This window comes from Pseudomonas sp. FW306-02-D09B (assembly GCF_058782685.1).
The window spans coordinates 130,067-151,597 of sequence record NZ_JBYSXY010000005.1; the positions used below are offsets into that span (position 1 = coordinate 130,067).

Consider the following 21,531-nt stretch of genomic DNA (forward strand, 5'->3'; position numbering starts at 1 on the left):
ACGCCGCTGAAACCGAAGACCCGCCTGTGTGCGGGTCATTTTTTGGCCAGCACATAATTAGTTACCACCCTGCATTACCCACTGCCCACTACCTTCGGTGCCATGACCAGGACTTGTCTTTGCGTCCTGGAAACCACACGAAGGAAGCGAACATGACTGATAACGTTCCTCTAGAGACATCCGGCGACACCACGCGCCTTGTAGAGAAAAGCGATCTGGTCACCCTGACCAGCCACGGCCCAACCCTCAACCAGATTGCTTCGAACCTGATGACTCAGGCGCTGAAAGAGCTTTATCCAGACCTGGACATTGACCCGGACCACGCAATGATCGCAACACCACAATGGCTCCAGGTTGATAACCGGATCGAGGTCGGCCCCTTTCGATTCGAATCACTGACGCACGCACTGATCCGCCATAGCTTTAACACGACAAAGGCCAATTACATCGAAGGCGAACACTTTCTCACCCTGGAGCGACATGCCAAAGATCCGATTCATCTCGCCGTCAGCATCGAGGAAGTCGCCGGCGTGCTCAATGACTCAGCACCGTTATTGTTTGTCGAATTCCAGGCGCGGCAGTTGGATTTCTGGAACCAGAAGGGACACAGGATCGCGCGCTGGCAGGAACTCTCCGACACACTGCGCAAGGCGCTGAACATACGACAGGTCAACGGTTGGAATGCCGATGAATGCGCCATGGCGCGGGAGATTTCCATGGCTCCCGACAAAGCCCTGCGCAGCCCCGTGAACAGCGACTTTTCAGCGATCCAGGCGTGCCTGATCGACATAGACACCATCGAGAATGAGGTTGCCAGCCACCTCCTGGTCGGTGGTGCTCTGGTGCTCAAGGCAACGTATCGCAAGCGCGAACTGATCGTGATGTACACCATCGAGCGCGCTTACGAGTCTTTCGACTCAATGGAACAACTGGGTAATTCGCTTCCAGCACGCCTGGAAGATCAACTGGCAGGGCGCGACCTGAAATGGCGGCTTTACGAGCCCGACGGGAATATCTTCGATCACATGGCCTGGGCACTGGTGTCGTCGCAGCTCGATGCCATCGATGCACTCCGATTCCTGGAGGCGCCAACAACCGATGTGCTTGCTTCCGAGGTCGAGATCGACACCACGGAACACGTACGGATCGAGCAATTGGCTGCGGCGATTCCCGACTGGCTGCGCAACGCATCGTTCAGCGATATACAAGACTACAGTCGTTACGTCACGGCGCTGGGAAAGGTGTATCGCCAGCCCGACTACAAGGCTGCCAAAGACGAGATCCCGTCTATCACCTCATACGCCCAGCGCCTGATGAGCGAAGCGATCATCGCCGACCCTCACGCCGTCGGTGCGGCGGACCTGGTGCTGGATGAGTTGCGGATCAAGATCACCGATAGTTTCACCGTCGACGATCTCACTCTCCCCGATCCCCGCAACCAGCACACCGAAACGCTCGCCGACTTCGCCCTGGAGAACGAGGCGCCTTACCTGGCGAGCATCTTCTTCAAAAATGCCCGGCAGGTTCCGGATTGGCTGACGCCAGAATTCCTCACAACGTTGTCGGCTCGAGTCAATATCGGTGAGGTCTATCCCGCACTGATCAAGCGCAAGCTGATTGATGACCTGGTTGAATCCCGACGCCAGGAAAATTTCCATATCGACCAGCTGCGTTTGCTATTGCCGCTCATGGCACTGGAAAGCAAGGTCAGGCAAGAAGCGGGCATTGATGAGCACGGCTATCGATACATCCGTGAGCTGCTCAACCCCGACACGGAGACAGCGCAACCGATCGCTATCTACCCCCTCTCGATGACCCCGCAGCATCGCTTGATCAGCACCAGCGACACGGTTGCCAACATGTACATCATCAGCCCTCGAAGCGCCGAGAGCGGCGCTTGCCTGCTTTATCGTCCGATGCTGGACCCGCCACTGATGCAGTTCCCCTCCCGGCAAAATTTGCTGTATGCCTTGCACCAACCCGGTGAACTCCGAGATTCGGTGCTGGCATGGCTACCCGACAAGGCCCTGAGCTTTGAATACGCTCAATATGTTTTCCCTGTAGGTCTGCCGTCCCCCTGGTTGGTGGCCGAACAGGTTGTCGATCCATTGCTGAGGGTGGACAGGTTCGGACACGTGATATTCAAATACGAGGAGATAACCGGCAACATTCTTTCGACACTGTTCAAAAACAACGCACAGACGATCGTCGATTTGGCTGACCGTCAGTCGCAATCAAATGCCGAACGGCGCTGGCGCTTGTTGAAAGACAGCAGCTGGGCGCTGTTCAGCGTCACCTCAAACTTCCTCAGTGGTGCAGTCGGAACCGCTGTCTGGGTCTGGCAGACCATCAACGAAATCCAGCAGGCACTCGATGCCCGAGATCAGGGTGACAGCTTCATCGAATGGACTTCCGTGGCGGATATTCTGCTGGCACTCGGGATTATCCTCAGCCATCACGCCGTGATGCGGCGCAAAACGGCATCGGGCAAACTGCAACCTGCACTGCCGATAGAGGAGCAGATAAAACCACCTACCGCGCCGCTCACCATTGCATTGGACCCCACCCCGCTTGTCGCTGAACTGCCACAGAGCCATCGCTCCTCGGTTGAGGTCGCGGGATCCGTGCCGCGCCGCACCATTTCGACGCTGGGCACCTACCTGGACACCCTCAAAGTCTCCGCGCCAAACCTTGCCGACACAGAACTGACCACGGTCAATGAAGCACCTCCCCACCTCTACCAGCTCAACGACAAGATCTATGCACAGGTCGGCGAACGCTGGTTCAACGTCATGCTGGACGCCGACGCTCAGGTCATTCTCATCGACCCCAAAGACGTCACGCGAACCGGCCCCCTGCTAGTCCATAACCAGCAAGGTCAATGGTTCGTGGACACCCGACTGCGCTTGCGCGGCGGCGGCCCGAAAAATCGCCTCAAAAGCATGAAAGCGGCCAAAGAGCAGCGTAAACATGAACTGGAAAACGCACTGGACTCATTCAAGACCCAGGAACCTGCGAAGGCAAGGGAGCTGGCAAGAGCGCAAACAGATTTGCTGACAGCCAACGGCGATGCCTACGACCGAATGCTCGGGGTTTACGCGGAAAAACTGGAAGTCTTGATCAATAGTTATGAGCAAGCACTCGAGCAACTGCGAGAGTGGCGCACGCTCGGCGGAACAACAGGCTATACCTACGACTTGCTACGCCTGAGCACGGAGATGCAGAAGCATCTTTCGCTCTGGTTTACCGCAAAAAAACACCAGTATATCCAAGCCACCAGCGCATTTACGCAAGCCCCCCAGCCGGACACAGCGATCACACGGCAAACCTACATTGACAACATCCGGCGGGCGACAGACCTGAGCCACGCAATGGTCGAGAAACTTGAACTCTCGCAAACGGCACTTCAAGGAATGCATGCGGCGGGAAGGCCGGGCATAGCTGAAGCCATAAAAATCAGCAAGCTGCTGCCTTCATTCTCGGCACTGGAACTCAAGGCAAACGAGATAGGCATGGCGCAAGAGCTGTGTATGCAAGAGCAGGCCAGCCCGACAATGTCCCAGGCCCGTAACGCCGTCGGCAGCATTATCGTGAGCGCCGCCGAGGCCGCTCATCGGGTTGCGGACCTGATGAACATTGCAGGCGGTAACGCTGCCCCACAAGAACGTATTGAAGACTTCGGCGGACTTGTCGATACCTTTGCCGACACCGATCAAAGAATCCTGGAGCTACCAGACACCTACCCCCACCTGTTCAAACAGCCTCAACTCGATCATCTGCGAAAACTGATCGAAGAGTTTTCACGACTGGCACACACCCAACTGCATACGTTGCTGCCCGAAAGTGAAGTGTTGATAACGCAGGGCTCAACAGAACCCGCACGTCCCGGCCCATCACGCCTGCCGGTAAAAGTTAGCAAGACCCGCCCTCGCGATCCCGGTAATAGCGAAGTCACCAAAGCCAAGGAGGCTCCACTCAAGGCAGTCATGCCAGGTGTCAGCGTGCAGCCAACGCCGGTGCTGAGCGATACCGACATCATCGAGGCCGGTCTTGAGCAGAGCCTGGATGTTCAGCCATTTATCGAGCGCACCCGCAAAGACGCTTTGCGACCGCGACGCATCCCCGCCGACATGCAGGATCTGTTCGATCAGTACGCACTCAAACTGGAACAAAACGCCACGAGCGTTGATCTGGCCATGATCAGGAGCAAAAACGCCGAAGGTACCCTTCCGCCAGTGGCCACCCTGAGCCTGGAACTGCGTCAGGCGGCAATCAAGGTAAGAGAAGCGGGCATCAGCACCCGAGCGGGCCTGTACAAAGAGCGCAAGCCCACGCAAAGCAGCTTCAAATGGATGCACGAAAACGAGCAGGTTCGAATCACCCGAAACGAACAAGGCCGAATCCAGACCAAACAGCTCGGGGACTACTTTCAGGAGTACCGGATTCTGGATAAGGCGAACAATGATCAGGCGTTGTGGGTGGCGCATTTCCACTACGAAACCCTCAGGAGTCCAGCAGACACGCCCGCTACTGCTCACCTGAAAGTCGCGGACAAATACCTGGAGACGCTCCCTCCTGAACAGCGGCGACTGTTGACCTCCGTCGAACCCATTGATGGTGTGCTACGGAAAATAGTCGACCCGAGCCTGCGCAAACTGTTTCTGGATCTGGAACCCCAGGCAACGCCATGAAGGACGGACGCTGATCGCGACTCCATCCTCCGCCTCCAGCATCACCAGACCTTTTTCAACCGCCCGAGCGCTGCGCGGATCGCCTCCTCGGGCACCGCCGCGAAACCCAGCACCAGCCCGGCGCGCTGGTCTGGCGGGGTGCATGACTCCGGCAGCCAATAGCGGCTCAGGCCACTGATCTCGACATCGACACTCGCCGCGGCGTCGATCAATTCACGTTCACGGGCCTGAGAGTCGACCGCCACCGTCAAGTGCAGACCCGCCGCGACACCTGGCAGGCTGCCAACCCCCGGGATATCCACAGGCCATCCGGCCAACAGCGTGTTGCGCCGACTCAAGGCCGCGCGCCGCATACGGCGGATATGCCGCTGAAAGTGCCCGGTGGCCATGAACTCCGCCATCACTGCCTGAGTGCTTACCTCGGAATGGCGCACATCCACCGCACGACGCTGGGCAAACGCCTCTACCAGGCCCATCGGCAACACCAGATAACCCAGGCGTAATGCCGGAAACGCGACTTTGCCGAAGGTGCCGACGTAAAGCACCCGGCCCTGTCGATCCAACGCCGCCAAGGGCGCCAGTGGGGCGCCGCTGTAGCGATACTCGCCGTCGTAGTCGTCCTCGATGATCCAGCCGTCAGTGCGCTCAGCCCAGGCGAGCAATTCCAGACGCCGCGCCAGGCTCATGATCACCCCGGTCGGATATTGATGAGACGGCGTGACATAGGCCAATCGGCAGTCGCTCAAACCCGCGAGCTCGGCGCAATTGATGCCGTCGTTGTCCACCGAGACCCCATGCAGCCGCGCCCCGGCTACGGCGAAGGCATGCCCAGCCGCGCGATAGCCGGGGTTCTCCACAGCCACCCCATCACCGGGCTCCACCAGCAGCTGTGCACAAAGGCTAATCCCCTGCTGTGCGCCACTGGTGATCACAATTTGCTCAGCACTGCACTGCATGCCGCGCGCACTGCGCAGATAGGCCGCGATCAATCCGCGCAAGCGTTCGTCACCTTCGGGCGCGCCGTAACACAGCTGCTGTAAATCCGGCTTGCGCCAGAAAGCCGCGTTCAGCTTGGCCCAGACCTCGAACGGGAACAGGTCAAAGGCCGGTACACCGACCCGAAAAGCCCTCGGCGGACCACCCGCGGGCCTGGTCAAATGATGCTTCTCGATCCGCTCAAAAGCACCGCTGTGGATAACTTTACTGGATGTAACCACAGGTAAATCCAGCATTTTTGTGGATAACCCTGTGGATAAGCCTGTTGGTAACCCTGTGGATACTTTTGTGGATAATTTTCTCGCGGGCAACGCGGTTTGCGGCAATTGCGCCACGTAGGTGCCATCCCCCACCCGTCCCTCGATGAAACCTTCGGCATAGAGTTGATCGTAGGCACGGACCACGCTATTGCGCGAAATCGACAACGCCGCAGCCAGATCGCGGCTGGCAGGCAAGCGTGTGCCACTCACCAGCCGACCGTCGAGCACACGCAGGCGTAAGGCCTGATAGAGCTGACGACTCAAGCCCTGACGGCGATCGAGTTCGATACCCGCCGGGTTGAACGACAGGGACAGCGGCGGGTTGTTCATGGCAATGGAACCCCGTTAATGGACCTACGAAATTTGCTGTTAATGGCTCTTACAACAGACCAATAGCCTGCCTAGGATAAAGGCATTCGCCAAGGAAAATATCCATGTATACCCCCAGCGCATTTGCCATCGAAGACCTTCCCGCACTGCATCAGCAGATCCTCGACACTCGCCTGGCGATCCTCGTCACCCACGGCGAGCAGGGCTTGCAGGCCAGCCATGTGCCGCTGCTGCTCAGCCCGGAACAAGGGCCGAATGGAACCCTTTACGGCCACTTGGCCCGAGCCAATCCACAGTGGCAGGAGCTGGAAGCCGGGGCCGAGGCGCTGGTGATTTTTGCTGGTGCCGATGCTTACGTCAGCCCGTCGTTCTACCCCAGCAAAGCTGACCACGGTAAAGTCGTGCCGACCTGGAACTACGTGGCGGTGCACGCCTATGGCAACGCCGAAGTGTTCAGCGACGCTCCTCGCCTGCGTAATCTGGTCAGCGCCCTGACCGATCGCCATGAACACGACCGCACCCAGCCGTGGAAAGTCGACGATGCGCCGGCTCATTACATTGATGGCATGCTCAAGGCCATCGTTGGCTTTGCCTTGCCGATCCAGCGCCTGGAAGGCAAGCGCAAGCTCAGCCAGAACCGCAGTACCGCAGACATCGCCGGCGTGCGCGAAGGGTTGAGCGCCAGCGCCAACCCGCACGACCAGGCCCTCGCCCATTTGATGCCAAAGGAATGATCATGAGCCAAATTGAAATTCGCCGCGTTACCGCCAACGACCACGCCGCCTGGCAACCGTTGTGGCAAGCCTACTTGCGCTTCTACGACACCGAATTGCCCAACACTGTTTATCAGAGTACATGGCAACGCTTGCTCGACCCGAACGAACCCACCAACGGCGCCCTTGCCTGGCTCGATGGCAAGGCAGTGGGTCTGGTGCACTTCATTTACCAGCGCTCGAACTGGAGCATCGAAAACGCCTGCTATCTGCAAGACCTGCTGGTGACCCCTGAGCAGCGTGGTACTGGTATCGGTCGATTGCTGATCGAATTCGTCTATGCCACGGCAAAGGCCGACGGTTGCTGCAAGGTTCATTGGCTGACCCACGAAACCAACGCCACCGCGATCCAGCTCTACGAGCGCATTGCCGAGCGTCCTGGTTACATCCAGTTTCGCAAAGGCCTTTAAGGTTTAAGGAGAGCAACATGTCGACTTCACTCGCTGACTGGAAAGGCGCTCCAGCGCCCTCGGTTCAACTGATCGAAGGACGCTTCATTCGCCTGGAAAAACTCGACCCGGCGCGCCACGCCGACGGCTTGTTCAAAGCCCTGCAAGGCCCGGGCGCCGACCCGAAGCTGTGGGATTACTTGCCTTACGGCCCGTTTCCGGAGCGTAGCGCGTTCAACGATTGGCTGAACAATCACGCCGCCAACAGCGACCCGTATTTCTTCTGCATCGTCGACCGCACCAGCGGCGATGTGCAGGGCATGCTCAGCCTGATGTCGATCGTCCCGGCCCACGGCCGCATTGAAATCGGCCACGTCACCTTTGGCGCAGCGATGCAGCGCTCACCGAAAAGCACCGAAGCGGTGTACCTGCTGGCCAAAGAATCGTTCGCCCTGGGCTACCGTCGCCTGGAGTGGAAGTGCAACAACGGCAACGCCCGCTCCAAATACGCCGCCGAACGCCTGGGCTTCAGCTTCGAAGGCGTGTTTCGCCAGCACATGGTGGTCAAGGGCCAGAACCGCGACACCGCGTGGTATTCGATTCTGGATTCGGAATGGCCGGCGATTGGTGCGGGATTTGAGAAGTGGCTGTCGGATGAGAACCAGACGGATTCGGGGCAGTTGAAAACGTTGGTGGAGTGCCGGAGCTAAAAGGCCCAACAACAAAAGATCGCAGCCTGCGGCAGCTCCTACAGAGGAATATGTACATCCTGTAGGGACTGCCGCAGGTTCGGGCCGCGTTCGGACGATCTTTTGGCTTCACGCCAACTTCTGCGCCAACACCGCTATATGCTCCGGGCCAATCCCGCAGCAACCACCGAGATGGCTGGCGCCGCGCTTCTGCCAATCGGCTGCCCAATGCAGGTAACCGGGCGGATCGAGGTCTTCGCGCAACGGGTCCAGACCATCATTGGCCGTGGCCTCTTTCGGTTGCGGCGGGAAGGCGTTGGCGTACGCACCGATGTGGACTTTCACACCCAAACGCTCGAAGGTTTCCCGCGCAGCATCAATCGCCGCACCGATTACTTCCGGCTGGCTGCAGTTGAACAGCAGCGTCTCGACCCCCAGCTCTGCGGCCACCGCAGCGGCATCGGCCACCGGTTCGCCTGAACGCAAACGCGGTACTTCGTCCGTGTCTTCATCCTTCAAGGTAAACGACAACCAGAACGGCTTGCCGTCCTTTGGCAAACCGGCATGAATAGCCCGCGCTTCGACAATCGAACTCTGGGTTTCGGCCAGCCACAGGTCAACATGAGGCGCTAGCCCCGTGACCAATGGCGTCAGCAATTCAGTCACCCGGGCAGCATCAAAAAGGTCCGGACGATAGGAGCCAAACAGCGGCGGCAATGAACCCGCCACACGCACGGGTTGTTTAGCCGCGTCGGCTGCACGCCGTGCAAGCTCACCTGCCAAGGCCGCGAGCGCCTGACCTTCAGCTGCAAAACGTTCTTCACCGATATGAAACGGCACCACCGCGTAGCTGTTGCTGGTGATCACGTTTGCACCGCTTTCGATATAAGCCGTATGGACGGCCTCAACCGCTTGCGGTGCTTCGCTCAACGCCAGCGCGGACCACTCAGGCTGCCTGAACGGCGCGCCTCGGCGTTGCAGTTCGCGACCCATACCGCCATCCAGAATTACCGTGCTGCCTGCGTCCATATATTTTTTACTCATATGCTTATGAAAATAACTCACTATCAGAGTCGTTCTTATAACTATTAAATACGCACCATTCCGTTAATAACAAACTCTTTTTTAGTCAGGAACTGCCCGTGAAACTTCAACCGCTACTGGCCCTGGGCCTGACGATTCTCGCTGCTTCTTCCCAAGCCTTTGCCGGTGCCACACTGGATCGTATCGAGCAAAAGAAAGAGTTGGTGGGCGTGCTGATGGAAAGCTATCCGCCGTTCTCGTTCCTCAACGATCAGAACCAGCTCGACGGTTTCGACGTCGATGTGGCCAAAGCCGTGGCGGACAAACTTGGCGTCAAACTGCGTCTCGAAACGCCGTCCTGGGATGTGATCGCTGCCGGGCGCTGGAGCGGTCGCTATGATATCTGCATCTGCTCCATGACCCCGAGCAAGGCCCGCGCCGAAGTCTTCGATTTCCCGGTGGAGTACTACGCTTCGCCAGCCGTGATCGTGGTCAATGCCAAAGACGATCGCATCCATGGTGCCAAAGACCTGAGCGGCAAAAAAGTCGGCCTCACCAGCGCGTCCAGCTACGAAAGCTACCTGAACAAAAACCTGGTGATCGAAGGCGCTGAAGACACCCGATTGCAGTACCCGTTCGAGGACGTGCAGATCGCCCCGTATGACACCGACAACGTCGCCTTCCAGGACCTGAGTCTGGGCGCTGGCGTGCGACTGGATGCAGTCCTCACCAACCTTGTAACCGCACAACCGCGCCTGACCCAGGACCAGCGCTTCAAGCTTGCCGGTGAGCCGCTGTACTCGGAACCCAACTCCGTGGCCATCGAAAAGGGTGATGCCCAGTGGGATGGCAAAGTGCGCGAAGTCTTTGCCCAGTTGAAACAGGACGGCACCCTGACCCGGCTGTCGCAAAAATGGATCGGCGCCGATATCAGCAAATGACTTCTTTCCCCCGCCCTCCTCAGCCACCGCAACCGGTGGCTGAGTCATTGCTCAAACGTGTCTTTGGTTTTCGTACGCGCCTGTACCTGACCTGGGCGACGATGCTGGGTCTGTTCGCGAGTTTCTTCCTGAGCTTCGACCTGAAGTTTTCGATCATTCTCGACAAGCTGCCGAACCTGATCGGCCTGCATCTGGCGCCCAACGGCTTCTTGCAAGGCGCTGCGCTGACACTGTTTTTGTGCCTGTGCTCGATTGTCGCCTCATCACTGCTGGGCTTCATCACCGCCCTGGCGCGGTTGTCGAAGAGTGCCGTGGCGTTCGGCATCGCCAGTTTCTACGCGTCGTTTTTTCGTGGCACGCCGTTGCTGATTCAGATCCTGTTGATCTACCTCGGCCTGCCGCAGCTGGGCATTGTCCCCGGTGCCATTGCCGCCGGGATCATTGCGCTATCGCTGAATTACGGTGCGTACCTGAGCGAAATTTTCCGCGCCGGCATCGTCGGTGTACCGCATGGCCAGCGCGAAGCTTCCCTGGCGCTGGGGATGCGCGAGTCGGTGATCTTCTGGCGAGTCACCCTGCCACAGGCCATGCGCACCATCATCCCGCCCACCACCAACCAATTCATCTCGATGCTCAAAGACTCATCACTGATCTCGGTGATGGGCGTCTGGGAAGTGATGTTCCTGGCGCAGTCGTATGGCCGTTCCAGTTACCGCTACATCGAAATGCTGAGCACGGCAGCGATCATTTACTGGCTGATGTCGATTGGTCTGGAGTTGATTCAGGCACGGATGGAGCGGCATTACGGGAAGGCGTACAAGCAGCGGAGCTAAGGGTTCAGCTGATCGTACGCCGAATCTTCACTACGCCAACAATTGGCAATTGATCGAACCGGAGAAAGCGATTTGCAATCGACAGCAAATAAAGCTGCGTGGATAAACAGCTTTATTTGAATAGAACTACCTCTTCTGCTGAGTGGTTATCCCTTCGCGGGCTCGCCTGGAGCTGACTCCGTCGGCCCGCAATTGCGACTTAGCTTCCACCCCAACGCATCCAGTGCGTCACAACCGTCCTGAATCAACAAATGCGCGGCATTGGCGAAGTGCTCCAGGTCGTAGCCTTCGGCATCCTTCACGCTCAGGCAGCTCACGCTGTTAAGCAGATTTCGACCGATCTTGAGACGGTGAATGGCGGTTTCGAAAAGATCACAGGCGTCGGCGTCGAGGTTGATGAACAGCGTAGGGTCGAGACTGAGGTTGCTTTGGAGAGGGGAAAAGTTGGGCATGATCTAACTCCGGTAGTTTGCAAGGAATGGCTCCTGGTGTTTGACCGGCTAAGATCAGTCACGGCCTGAGCGGTGACACAAGGACTATAGGCGAGCAAAAAGCGATGCAAAACCCGGTTTCCGCATCTCGGAGTCGTCCTACGCGAATGAGAGAAATGACCTTTTGAAACAGGTTAGCTATGAGGTCGCCCTCGCGGGCAGCCCCAATGCCGGCAAGTTACGCCGTTACGCGAACCGTAGCAGCTGGCGAAGCCTGCGTTCGGCTGTGAAGCAGTCGCAAATAGGCGATATGCAGTGTTCCTGAAAGGATGAAGTTTGGCATTTTGCGAGCGCTACGCACTCGAACGCAGCCTCGCAAGCTCGACAGCTGCTACGGGGAATATATTGAAGCCGAAGCTCCTTAACTTACCGGAGGGTCGCCTCTAGTCTCGATTGATAAAACGACGAACCTTCACAACCCCCATTCGAAACCCAAACGGTCTGAACACTGCATTCAACGACTTCAGCGTCTGGTTCCCTTCCCCGTGCTCGATATGCACCAGCGTGCGCACCGAAATTTTGCACATCTTCGCAAACTGACTCTGATGCAACCCCGTAACCTCAACCCGCAAACGTCGGACCGCCTCACCAATCTCCAAGGTGCCGTCAGCCAATCCTTCCTGAATGCTTTCGAGTAGAGCCCCTCGCTCAAGTACCGACATTCCCATGTTCATCGACTCCGAACCAATCCAACCCACCCTCCGACTATGCAATTTAATGCAGATATTGAGACTAAACACAGATAAAACATGCATTAAATTGCATATCAAAGCGTTTTTCAGTGCGAAAGAGCGGTGGCAGACGAGTTTCCGAGCCTTCGCCAATCGACACATCCGAGAACGTCGTAAGGAAAAACGTCAGCATAGGGAGGCCAATAGTCATATGGCCTCCTGGACGTGCCCTTTGCTACAACCGAAGCTCCAGCGCCTTGCACAAGAGCAAGAAATACCCGGCATCGGGGCATGTGCCCGCCCTTTTAAAGTTCGACCTCCCCAAGGAAGAGGTCGCACTCAATGCCCATTTTGCACGCTCATCGTCCACACCATCTCGCCCTGGCAATCGCGCTCGCACTAAGCGGTGTCGACATTGCGATTGCCCAGCAGCTTTCCATCAATGCCGAACCCCATCAGATCGAGACGCCAGTCGACCCGTTCGCACGGCTTCAAGCATTCATCAAGGCGACCGATACCACCCCAACCAAGATCACCAAGGCTTACAAAAAAGGTCCCGACGGTATCGCCCTGCAGCTGGACGACGCCAATGATCTGGTGATCGTACTCAACCGCGGAAGCTTCAACGGGGTGGTTGACGGAGGTGGTGGTCAAAACGTATTGCAGCTCGACGCCAAGAACGGCGGCACATTGGATGAGAGCCGCAACTTTACCGTGCTGCATGCCAAACAGGGCGATTGGATACTGACCGGTTCCAAGGATTTCAAGGAAAGTACGCTGGTCGATAAAGGCTCCACGCTAACCAACAATGGAGGTGTTGCAGGCGGTGCAGAAACCCGAGGCACGCTCATCAACAACGGCTGGATCGGTGGCAGCGCAAACGTCCTCCACGGTGGCCATCTGAGCAACATGGGCGACATCAAAGGCCATGTGGTCGTTGGCGAAGGCGCAACATTCAGCGGCAAAGGCAACGTCGGTAGTCTGAATGTGCATGGCGGCTTCGTGGTCGACCGTTCGCAGGGCGCAGCGCAGATCAACGGTGATTTGAAACTGTTCGAAAGTGCCGAGTTGTCCTATGAGATCAACGCCGACGGTAGCGCCGAAACCATCATAGTCGACGGTACCGCAATACTCGAAAGCGCGAGCCTGACAGTCAATGCGATGGACGGCGAATACCCGCTCACACGACGCTACACAGTGCTTGAAGCGAACAAGGTCGAAGGTGAGTTTGGTAAAGTCAGCAGCAACCTCGCCTATATGACGCCAACCTTGGCCTACACCGACACCCACGTGGGCCTGATCTATGCCCGCAACGACGTGCCACTGGAAACCTTTGCCACGACCGAGAACAGTCGGGCACTCGCCAATAGCCTCGAACCCGAGCAACAGAGCGCCCCGGTTGCCGCAGCGCCACACGATGAATCCCCGCCCACTCCAGCAACCGCCGATATCGCGCCAGCGCTTCTGCCAAGCCCACCGGATGAACATCAACCAGCACTTACTCCTGCGATGAATACCGCCATCAATGCCCTGCTCACCAGCAACACCGCAACGGCCGCCATAGCGCTGGAGCAACTGGCCGGCGTCAGCAACGCCAATCTCGCCAGTGCCACTTTGAGCAGTGTCCGGCCGGTCAGCGCGAGCATGCTTTCGACCCTGCGCGAGTTGAGCAACGATGCGAGCCTGCAAGATTTCTCGGCAACCGGTCACGATACCAACGGCAGGGTCTGGGTCCAGGCCCTGGGCAACTCCGCAACCCATGATGACAAACTGGACGACAGCGCCCTTCGGCAACGCACTCACGGCATCGTGGTGGGGGCCGACTGGTCACTCGATAATGAATGGCGCGCGGGCTTACTCGGTGGCAAATCACAGACTCGCCTGGACGGGGTGCTGCTGGACGGCGATCTCGACAGCTGGCACCTCGGGGCCTATGCGCTGCGTCAAAGCGGCCCGCTGACCTTGCGACTGGGGGCGACTTACAGCAGTCATGACGGAACCACCAAACGCAATATTGCCTTCGGTCGTTACAGCGACCAGCTCAAAGGCAGCTACGACGCCAGCAGCCAGCAGGTTTTCGCCGAAGTCGGTTACAACCTGAGCAGTGGCGCCCTGCAGGCCGAGCCTTTCGCAAGCCTGGGGTATGAACATTATCAACGCGACAGCTACCGGGAAAAAGGTGGAGATGCTGCGTTGAAAGTCGACAAGCAAACCCTACGCAACTTCAACAGCATCTTTGGCCTGCGCCTGGCACACCGCAGCGACCTGGAAAACGGCATGCGCCTGACCCCGCGTATGAGCGCTGGCTGGAAGCACACCTATGGCGATGTCAGCAGCCATGTACGTCAGACTTTTTTGGCGGGTAGCGAGTCGTTCTATGTCGAAGGCATTCCACTGGATCGCAACAGCCTGACACTGGAAGCGGGGTTGGACTTGAGGGTCTCGAAGCATCACGCTCTGAGCGTTGCCTACAACGGTGAGATGAGCAGCAACAGCCACGAAAGCGGCGTGATGGGTCAGTGGCGGATGAGTTTTTGATAAGGACTGGATGGACAAACACCTGTCACTTCTGACAGTAGACGACCTTATAACCTGCAGCCTAGCCTATTTCCCTGAAGCAGGTGTCGACTACTTGCTCTGATTTCAGTTCTCCATCGTTAAGGAGTTTCCGTGATGAACAACGAGACATCATTAGTAAGTCTGCCTGCAACAGCAAAAGCGGGTGATTTCATCTCACTAACGCATGAAAAAGTCCAGAGTATGACTGGAGTTTATTCAATCCAATTTGTACCTCTAGCGGGAGGAGCGGTACACGTAGCAAACATCTGCCGTCAGTCTGAAAGCTATGCGTGGTTCACAGTCCCTTATGTACAGCCAGGCGAGTACAACATAAAAGGCACATACCCGGCGCAAAGCCCGATAAAAGATCCGCTAATCGGAACACTGAGGATCGTTGTCTAGCAGTTCCTTGCACATGGACAAAAAAAGGGGGGCACATGCCCCCCCGAGGTAAAGCGTTGCAGTCGAGGCTGTTAAATCAGCCTTCGATCTCGATCAGTATTTCGCCCGGATTGACCCGGTCGCCCTTGGCCACGTGGATGGCGGTGACTTTGCCGGCGATGGCCGCTTGTACTTCGGTTTCCATCTTCATCGCTTCGGTGATCAGCACCGCCTGGCCGGCTTTCACGGTGTCGCCTTCCTTGACCAGCACATCGACGATGTTGCCTGGCATGGTGGTGCTGACGTGGCCCGGTGCGCTGGCTTGTTTGCGCTTGCTGCTGCCGCCGCTGACGAATTCGTTGAGTGGCTCGAACACCACTTCTTCCGGCATGCCGTCGATGGACAGGTAGAAGTGACGCTTGCCTTCGGACTTGACGCCCACACCAGTGATGTCGACGCGGTAGGTTTCACCGTGAACGTCAATGACGAACTCCGTCGGCACACCTTCGCCGCCCGCCGAGGTCACGCCGCCGGCTTCCGGAATCGGCAACAACACTTCCGGAGTCAGGGTGCCGGCTTCGCGTTCTTCAAGGAACTTGCGCCCGATGTCCGGGAACATCGCATAGGTCAGTACGTCTTCTTCAGACTTGGCCAACGCACCGATTTCGCCGCGCAGCTTGGTCATTTCCGGCTTGATCAAATCCGCCGGACGGACATCGATGACTTCTTCGCTGCCGATCGCCTGACGGCGCAACTGCTCGTTAACAACACCCGGCGCTTTGCCGTAACCGCCTTGCAGGTAGAGCTTCACTTCGTTGGTGATGGTCTTGTAGCGCTCACCGGCCAACACGTTGAAGAACGCCTGAGTACCGACGATCTGCGAGGTCGGGGTCACCAGCGGTGGGAAGCCGAGGTCTTCGCGAACCCGCGGGATTTCGGCCAACACTTCGCTCATGCGGTTCAGTGCACCCTGCTCTTTCAACTGGTTGGCGAGGTTGGAAATCATCCCGCCCGGCACCTGGTTGACTTGCACGCGAGTGTCGACGGCGGTGAATTCACTTTCGAACTGGTGGTACTTCTTGCGCACGGCGTAGAAGTACAAACCGATTTCCTGCAGCAGCTCCAGACTCAGGCCGGTGTCGAACTCGCTGCCCTTAAGGGCGGCAACCATCGACTCGGTGCCCGGGTGGCTGGTGCCCCAGGCGAAACTGGAGATCGCGGTGTCGATATTGTCGGCACCATTTTCGATGCCCTTGAGTTGGCACATCGCGGCCAGGCCGGCGGTATCGTGAGAGTGGATGAACACGGGCAGCGATTGCTCGCTTTTCAGTGCTTTGACCAATTCGCCAGTGGCGTACGGGGTCAGCAGGCCGGCCATGTCCTTGATCGCCACGGAGTCGCAACCCATGGCTTCCATTTGCCTGGCTTGCTCCACGAACGCCTCGATGGTGTGCACCGGGCTGGTGGTGTAGGCAATGGTGCCCTGGGCGTGTTTGCCGGCCGCTTTCACCGCTTCGATGGCCACCCGCAGGTTACGCACGTCGTTCATCGCATCGAAGATGCGGAACACGTCAATGCCATTCACGGCCGCCTTGGCGACGAAGGCTTTGACCACGTCGTCGCTATAGTGCCGGTAGCCCAACAGGTTCTGGCCGCGCAGGAGCATTTGCAGACGGGTGTTAGGCAGCGCCGCACGCAGTTTGCGCAAACGCTCCCACGGATCTTCTTTGAGGAAGCGTACGCAGGCATCGAAGGTCGCGCCGCCCCAGACTTCCAGCGACCAGTAGCCGACTTTGTCGAGCTTGTCGCAGATCGGCAGCATGTCATCGGTGCGCATGCGGGTCGCGAGCAGCGATTGGTGGGCGTCGCGCAGGATTGTGTCGGTTACGTGGATTTTCTTAGTCATTGGAATATTCCTCACAGGCCTGCGTGGGCGGCAATGGCGGCGGCGATGGCCAGGGCCAGCTCTTCGGGTTTGCGCTTGATCGAGTAGTTGGTCAGCTCAGGGTGGCTTTCAACGAAGCTGGTGTTGAACTGACCGCTACGGAATTCCGGATTACGCAGGATTTCCTGGTAATAGGCGGCAGTGGTCTTGACCCCTTGCAGACGCATGTCGTCGAGGGCGCGCAAGCCACGGTCCATCGCCTCTTCCCAGGTCAACGCCCAGACCACCAGTTTCAGGCACATGGAATCGTAGAACGGTGGAATGGTGTAACCGGTATAGATCGCCGTGTCAGTACGGACGCCGGGACCGCCGGGTGCGTAGTAACGGGTGATCTTGCCGAAGCTCGGCAGGAAGTTGTTTTTCGGGTCTTCGGCGTTGATCCGGAACTGCAGCGCAAAGCCGCGGTGCTGGATGTCTTCCTGCTTCACCGACAGCGGCAGGCCGGAGGCAATGCGGATCTGCTCACGGACGATGTCGATACCGGTGATTTCTTCAGTGATGGTGTGTTCCACCTGCACCCGAGTATTCATCTCCATGAAGTACACCTCGCCCTCGGCGAGCAGGAACTCCACGGTGCCGGCGTTCTCATAACCCACGGCCTTGGCCGCACGCACCGACAAGTCGCCAATGTAGGCGCGCTGCTCTGGTGTCAGTTGCGGGCTCGGGGCGATCTCGATCAGCTTCTGGTTACGACGCTGGATCGAGCAGTCACGCTCGAACAGGTGCACCACGTTGCCAAAACTGTCGCCAAGGATCTGCGCTTCGATGTGCTTGGGATTGACGATGCATTTTTCGAGGAAGACTTCCGCCGAACCAAAGGCCTTGGTCGCTTCGGAAATCACCCGCGGGAAAGCTTGTTCGAGTTCATCGCGGCTGTTGCAGCGACGAATCCCGCGACCGCCACCACCGGAGGTGGCCTTGAGCATCACCGGGTAACCGATGCGATCGCCTTCGGCCAGGGCTTCGGCGATGTCGGCGACGTTGCCTTCAGTGCCCGGCGTAACCGGTACGCCAGCCTTGATCATGCTGCGGCGGGCTTCGGTCTTGTCGCCCATGCGGCGAATGACTTCTGCCGACGGACCAATGAATTTGATACCGCGCTCGGCGCAGATATCGGCCAGCTCGGCGTTTTCCGAAAGAAAGCCATAACCTGGGTGCAACGCGTCGCAACCGGTTTCCACCGCGAGGTTCACCAGCTTGCGCGGGTTCAGGTAACCGGCCAGTGGCTCGGCACCAATGCTGTGGGCTTCATCGGCACGTTTGACATGCAACGCATGGCGATCGGCGTCGGAATAGATCGCGACCGAACGAATGCCCATCTCGGCGCAGGCACGTACGATTCGTACGGCAATCTCACCACGGTTGGCAATCAGGATCTTTTTTATCACTTGGAGGTTCCCTTGAGCCGGTTGCTACCCACGACCTTGGACTGGGTCGGCGCGTGACTAAATGTTTCAAGCCAGTCGCACAGTCACACTAGCCCGCTCAAGGGATTAACAAAAATCAATAATAATTGGGTCAGGCATAAGTAAAGACTTATAGTTGAAGAGCCCACCCGCGACCAGAGTGTTTAAATAATGCGTAAGTCCTTGATGCGTATGACATTACGCCAGCTTCAGATCTTCAACGAAGTCTGCGATTTGCGTTCCTACAGCCGTGCAGCTGACGAAATGTCGCTCACACAACCGGCCGTCAGCCTACAGATTCGTCAGCTTGAAGAGCTGATTGGTCAGCCTTTGTTCGATTACGTCGGCAAAAAGCTCTACATGACCGAAGCGGCTGAAGCGTTACAGCGCGCCAGCCGGGACATTTTCGGGCGCCTGGAAAACCTCGATATGCAGCTCTCGGACATGCAAGGTTCATTGCAAGGTCAGCTGAAACTGGCTGTGGAATCCAGCGCCAAGTACTTCGTACCGCACTTGTTTGCCGCCTTCAAGCGCCAGCACCCGGAAGTGAACCTGCAACTGACGGTGGTCAACCGTGGACAGGTCATCCGACGGCTGTCCGACAACCGTGACGACCTGGTGATCATGTCCATGGTGCCGCAGGACATGGGCCTGGAGTTTTTGCCGTTCCTCAACAACCCGATCGTTGCCGTGGCGCCACCGGATCATCCGCTGTGCCACATGGGGCCCTTGCGCTTGCAGGATCTTGAGCCCTACACATTGCTGTTGCGCGAGCCCGGTTCCGGGACACGGCTGGCGTGCGAGGAGTATTTCAAAGAAAAGCGCGTGCACTTCAACCAGACCCAGGAGGTCTCGTCGGCCGAAGCCCAGCGCGAATGCGTAGTGGCGGGTCTGGGCGTGGCTTTATTGACGCGCCACGCCCTGAACCTGGAGTTGGCGACCGGCGGACTCAAAGAGCTGCCGGTCGAAGAGCTGCCGTTGTACCGCAGCTGGTGCCTGGTGCAGGCCAAAGCCAAACGCCTGTCACCGGTAGCGCATGCGTTCCTGGGGTTTATCCGCAGTGAACGGGCGCAGATCAGCGCGCTGGTTGAGCGTTTCGACGCGAAGCTGCCGGTGTTGCCTGCCAATAGTTGAGTTCCAGATCCGGATATTCACCGATCTCGGCCAGAAGCTGGCGGTGCTCGCAGCGATCTTCAATCGCTCGGCGAAACGCCATGCGACGCTGGTCTTCTTGCTGACGGCGGGTTTTGACAGCGCTGTTGCGTTCTTCGTAGTGCTGGGCCATTTCGAGTCTCCCAAGGCGAGTACGGGAGTTTCAAGATAGGCGCGGGGGATGACGGTTTGGCGGCACGGGGATTACAGACAGATGAAAATTTGTTCGATTTCTGTGGCGAGGGGGCTTGCCCCCGTTGGGTCGCGAAGCGGCCCCAAAGCTTTTGCGACTGCTGCGCAGCCGAACGGGGGCAAGCCCCCTCGCCACAAAAGATCCTCGTCACACTATCGTCGGATCAATCGTCGAGGGCTTTTACCGACTTGGGTGACAGACGCAAGCTTCGAAGGCTGCGTTTGACGCTCTTGAGGTGGTTGACCAGGCTCGGCCCGCGCGCCATGGCCACGCCCATGGCCAGCACGTCGATCACCACCAGGTGTGCGATACGCGAGGTCAGCGGTGTATAGATCTCGGTGTCTTCGTGCACATCGATCGCCAGGTTGACGGTCGACAGCTCGGCCAACGGCGTCTGACTCGGGCACAACGTGATCAGCGAGGCACCGCTTTCACGCACCAGGTTGGCGGTGATCAACAGGTCCTTGGAGCGGCCGGACTGGGAAATGCAGATCGCCACGTCCGTCGGCTTCAGCGTGACCGCCGACATCGCCTGCATGTGCGGGTCGGAATAGGCCGCAGCCGTCAGCAGCAACCGGAAGAATTTATGCTGGGCATCCGCCGCAACGGCGCCGGACGCCCCAAAACCATAGAACTCGACGCGCTGAGCCTGGGACATGAGCGTCACAGCCCTCTGTAACTCCAACGGATCGAGCTTCTCGCGAACTTCCATCAGGGTGTGCAGGGTGGTGTCGAAAATTTTCAGGCTGTAGTCGGCGACGGAATCGTCTTCGTGAATCGCGAACTGCCCGAAACTCGCCCCTGCTGCCAGGCTTTGCGCCAGTTTCAGCTTCAAGTCCTGGAAACCCGAACAACCGATGGCCCGACAGAAGCGCACGATGGTCGGCTCGCTGATGCCGACGCTGTGGGCAAGATCGGCCATGGAACTGTGCATCACAGCCGCAGGATCAAGCAGCACATGATCGGCGACCTTGAGCTCCGACTTGCGTAACAGATGGCGTGACTGGGCGATGTGCTGCAACAGGTTCAAAGGGCAGGACTCATTGTTATTGGCTGACGCCGGGGATGTAGCAATTTTGTAGTTATACTACAAGAATTCGCTTTTTGCCTGTTCAATCCGTAACTCAATGCCTGTGCTGCCCACGGTTTTGGCCATGCATACCCGATGTAGCTGCCTTCGCACGTTACCCCATCCGCAAGCAGCCGCTGTCGTTTTCAAGCCCCTTGACACGCTTTCATCCCTTATCTCAACTTGAAACGACAACGCCCCCTCTCTGCACTCACTGCCGACACCTGCACTTCGCCCAACTAACAAAGCCAATCCACACCCAACTAACTCTCAACGCATGAACACGCTCACATCTTGAACAACTATGCCACTCCACAAATAAAATACTTCGCGCTAATAATGGCCGGGCAGGAAGCACTTTAATTCTAACTTATGGAATATTAAACATGACCATTAAAAATAGTGACTGGGTAGCGCAGATCAACCGTATGCCGGGTGACCTTTTTCTCCGCACTTACGGAACCGTGACCGTGGCGCATCCCGGCATTATACCGACATTGGTGCCGAGCCCACTGCAAGACAAGTCCTTCGACCTGAGACTTGATCTGGAACTTAAAGATTCTGGTGACATTACAACTCAGGTCGAAACAGAAAAAGCCGTCACCTATAAAAACCTGGGCGACTCACATGTCACCGGCGTCAGTATCTTCTTCGAAGGCAAACTTCTTCACCATATTAAAGACGTCATGATCACCCATTAAGATAAAAGACACTTATTACTCCCGGGTCTTTTCCTGCC

General features: G+C 57.7%; 17 protein-coding genes. 9 read left to right on the top strand and 8 right to left on the bottom strand.

Translation table 11 applies throughout. The features are described from left to right. Window positions 1-152: 152 nt before the first annotated feature. Window positions 153-4,691, top strand: a complete 4,539-nt coding sequence (locus AC3WK5_RS10835; protein ID WP_103314801.1) for a dermonecrotic toxin domain-containing protein — start codon at window positions 153-155, stop codon at window positions 4,689-4,691. A gap of 41 nt (window positions 4,692-4,732) precedes the next feature. On the opposite strand, the gene pdxR is transcribed toward AC3WK5_RS10835, so the two are convergent. Next, a complete protein-coding gene (pdxR, locus tag AC3WK5_RS10840; protein ID WP_103314802.1) occupies window positions 4,733-6,277 on the bottom strand; it encodes a MocR-like pyridoxine biosynthesis transcription factor PdxR in 1,545 nt (514 codons plus the stop codon). Window positions 6,278-6,381: 104 nt separating this feature from the next. Here pdxR and AC3WK5_RS10845 point away from each other — a divergent pair, with 104 nt between their 5' ends. Genes AC3WK5_RS10845 through AC3WK5_RS10855 form a run of 3 tightly spaced genes read left to right on the top strand, consistent with a single transcriptional unit; the run spans window position 6,382 to window position 8,149 of the window. Beyond that, the gene (locus tag AC3WK5_RS10845) at window positions 6,382-7,011 is read left to right on the top strand and encodes an FMN-binding negative transcriptional regulator (protein WP_103314803.1); all 630 of its coding nucleotides are present in this window, start codon (window positions 6,382-6,384) and stop codon (window positions 7,009-7,011) included. Window positions 7,012-7,013: 2 nt separating this feature from the next. Beyond that, window positions 7,014-7,460 (top strand): GNAT family N-acetyltransferase, encoded by a 447-nt coding sequence (locus AC3WK5_RS10850; RefSeq protein WP_103314804.1) that lies wholly within the window; start codon window positions 7,014-7,016, stop codon window positions 7,458-7,460. Between the two features lie 17 nt (window positions 7,461-7,477). Then, the gene (locus tag AC3WK5_RS10855) at window positions 7,478-8,149 is read left to right on the top strand and encodes a GNAT family N-acetyltransferase (RefSeq protein WP_103314805.1); all 672 of its coding nucleotides are present in this window, start codon (window positions 7,478-7,480) and stop codon (window positions 8,147-8,149) included. Between the two features lie 108 nt (window positions 8,150-8,257). Here AC3WK5_RS10855 and AC3WK5_RS10860 read toward each other — a convergent pair whose 3' ends face one another. Continuing rightward, window positions 8,258-9,157, bottom strand: coding sequence for a homocysteine S-methyltransferase family protein (locus AC3WK5_RS10860; RefSeq protein ID WP_103314806.1), 900 nt, complete (start codon window positions 9,155-9,157; stop codon window positions 8,258-8,260). 113 nt (window positions 9,158-9,270) lie between these two features. Here AC3WK5_RS10860 and AC3WK5_RS10865 point away from each other — a divergent pair, with 113 nt between their 5' ends. Continuing rightward, window positions 9,271-10,092, top strand: a complete 822-nt coding sequence (locus AC3WK5_RS10865; RefSeq protein ID WP_103314807.1) for an ABC transporter substrate-binding protein — start codon at window positions 9,271-9,273, stop codon at window positions 10,090-10,092. Beyond that, the gene (locus AC3WK5_RS10870; RefSeq protein WP_103314808.1) at window positions 10,089-10,925 is read left to right on the top strand and encodes an amino acid ABC transporter permease; all 837 of its coding nucleotides are present in this window, start codon (window positions 10,089-10,091) and stop codon (window positions 10,923-10,925) included. Before AC3WK5_RS10865 ends, AC3WK5_RS10870 begins: the two co-directional genes overlap by 4 nt. Window positions 10,926-11,071: 146 nt before the next feature. Here AC3WK5_RS10870 and AC3WK5_RS10875 read toward each other — a convergent pair whose 3' ends face one another. Then, entirely contained in the window at window positions 11,072-11,377 is a 306-nt protein-coding gene (locus AC3WK5_RS10875) for a hypothetical protein (RefSeq protein ID WP_103314809.1), read from the bottom strand. Between the two features lie 422 nt (window positions 11,378-11,799). Continuing rightward, window positions 11,800-12,084, bottom strand: a complete 285-nt coding sequence (locus tag AC3WK5_RS10880; protein ID WP_103314810.1) for a helix-turn-helix domain-containing protein — start codon at window positions 12,082-12,084, stop codon at window positions 11,800-11,802. Between the two features lie 345 nt (window positions 12,085-12,429). Here AC3WK5_RS10880 and AC3WK5_RS10885 point away from each other — a divergent pair, with 345 nt between their 5' ends. Then, window positions 12,430-14,625 carry an autotransporter outer membrane beta-barrel domain-containing protein gene (locus AC3WK5_RS10885; RefSeq protein WP_103314811.1) on the top strand — a complete coding sequence of 732 codons (2,196 nt, stop codon included), beginning with the start codon at window positions 12,430-12,432 and terminating at the stop codon, window positions 14,623-14,625. 499 nt (window positions 14,626-15,124) lie between these two features. Here AC3WK5_RS10885 and oadA read toward each other — a convergent pair whose 3' ends face one another. Both oadA and AC3WK5_RS10895 read right to left on the bottom strand, forming a co-directional pair. After that, entirely contained in the window at window positions 15,125-16,933 is a 1,809-nt protein-coding gene (oadA, locus tag AC3WK5_RS10890) for a sodium-extruding oxaloacetate decarboxylase subunit alpha (RefSeq protein ID WP_103314812.1), read from the bottom strand. A gap of 11 nt (window positions 16,934-16,944) precedes the next feature. Next, window positions 16,945-18,360, bottom strand: coding sequence for an acetyl-CoA carboxylase biotin carboxylase subunit (locus tag AC3WK5_RS10895; protein WP_019694334.1), 1,416 nt, complete (start codon window positions 18,358-18,360; stop codon window positions 16,945-16,947). 189 nt (window positions 18,361-18,549) lie between these two features. On the opposite strand from AC3WK5_RS10895, the gene AC3WK5_RS10900 reads away from it, so the two are divergent. Further along, a complete protein-coding gene (locus AC3WK5_RS10900; RefSeq protein ID WP_054594786.1) occupies window positions 18,550-19,512 on the top strand; it encodes a LysR family transcriptional regulator in 963 nt (320 codons plus the stop codon). Here the strand turns inward: AC3WK5_RS10900 and AC3WK5_RS10905 are convergent. Then, the gene (locus AC3WK5_RS10905; RefSeq protein WP_081013719.1) at window positions 19,454-19,663 is read right to left on the bottom strand and encodes a PA3496 family putative envelope integrity protein; all 210 of its coding nucleotides are present in this window, start codon (window positions 19,661-19,663) and stop codon (window positions 19,454-19,456) included. The two genes, AC3WK5_RS10900 and AC3WK5_RS10905, sit on opposite strands and share 59 nt — an antisense overlap. A gap of 223 nt (window positions 19,664-19,886) precedes the next feature. After that, window positions 19,887-20,753, bottom strand: coding sequence for a transcriptional regulator HexR (gene hexR, locus AC3WK5_RS10910; RefSeq protein WP_007954250.1), 867 nt, complete (start codon window positions 20,751-20,753; stop codon window positions 19,887-19,889). A 425-nt stretch (window positions 20,754-21,178) separates the two neighbouring features. Here hexR and AC3WK5_RS10915 point away from each other — a divergent pair, with 425 nt between their 5' ends. Further along, window positions 21,179-21,493: a hypothetical protein gene (locus tag AC3WK5_RS10915; protein ID WP_103314814.1), complete on the top strand. Its 315-nt coding sequence runs from the start codon at window positions 21,179-21,181 to the stop codon at window positions 21,491-21,493. Window positions 21,494-21,531: the final 38 nt, after the last annotated feature.

What these genes read in the sequence shown, in the direction of transcription:
- AC3WK5_RS10835 (WP_103314801.1), top strand. Translation starts at nt 153, where the DNA reads ATGACTGATAACGTTCCTCTAGAGACATCCGGCGACACCACGCGCCTT.
- pdxR (WP_103314802.1), bottom strand. Translation starts at nt 6,277, where the DNA reads ATGAACAACCCGCCGCTGTCCCTGTCGTTCAACCCGGCGGGTATCGAA.
- AC3WK5_RS10845 (WP_103314803.1), top strand. Translation starts at nt 6,382, where the DNA reads ATGTATACCCCCAGCGCATTTGCCATCGAAGACCTTCCCGCACTGCAT.
- AC3WK5_RS10850 (WP_103314804.1), top strand. Translation starts at nt 7,014, where the DNA reads ATGAGCCAAATTGAAATTCGCCGCGTTACCGCCAACGACCACGCCGCC.
- AC3WK5_RS10855 (WP_103314805.1), top strand. Translation starts at nt 7,478, where the DNA reads ATGTCGACTTCACTCGCTGACTGGAAAGGCGCTCCAGCGCCCTCGGTT.
- AC3WK5_RS10860 (WP_103314806.1), bottom strand. Translation starts at nt 9,157, where the DNA reads ATGGACGCAGGCAGCACGGTAATTCTGGATGGCGGTATGGGTCGCGAA.
- AC3WK5_RS10870 (WP_103314808.1), top strand. Translation starts at nt 10,089, where the DNA reads ATGACTTCTTTCCCCCGCCCTCCTCAGCCACCGCAACCGGTGGCTGAG.
- AC3WK5_RS10875 (WP_103314809.1), bottom strand. Translation starts at nt 11,377, where the DNA reads ATGCCCAACTTTTCCCCTCTCCAAAGCAACCTCAGTCTCGACCCTACG.
- AC3WK5_RS10880 (WP_103314810.1), bottom strand. Translation starts at nt 12,084, where the DNA reads ATGGGAATGTCGGTACTTGAGCGAGGGGCTCTACTCGAAAGCATTCAG.
- AC3WK5_RS10885 (WP_103314811.1), top strand. Translation starts at nt 12,430, where the DNA reads ATGCCCATTTTGCACGCTCATCGTCCACACCATCTCGCCCTGGCAATC.
- oadA (WP_103314812.1), bottom strand. Translation starts at nt 16,933, where the DNA reads ATGACTAAGAAAATCCACGTAACCGACACAATCCTGCGCGACGCCCAC.
- AC3WK5_RS10900 (WP_054594786.1), top strand. Translation starts at nt 18,550, where the DNA reads ATGCGTAAGTCCTTGATGCGTATGACATTACGCCAGCTTCAGATCTTC.
- AC3WK5_RS10905 (WP_081013719.1), bottom strand. Translation starts at nt 19,663, where the DNA reads ATGGCCCAGCACTACGAAGAACGCAACAGCGCTGTCAAAACCCGCCGT.
- AC3WK5_RS10915 (WP_103314814.1), top strand. Translation starts at nt 21,179, where the DNA reads ATGACCATTAAAAATAGTGACTGGGTAGCGCAGATCAACCGTATGCCG.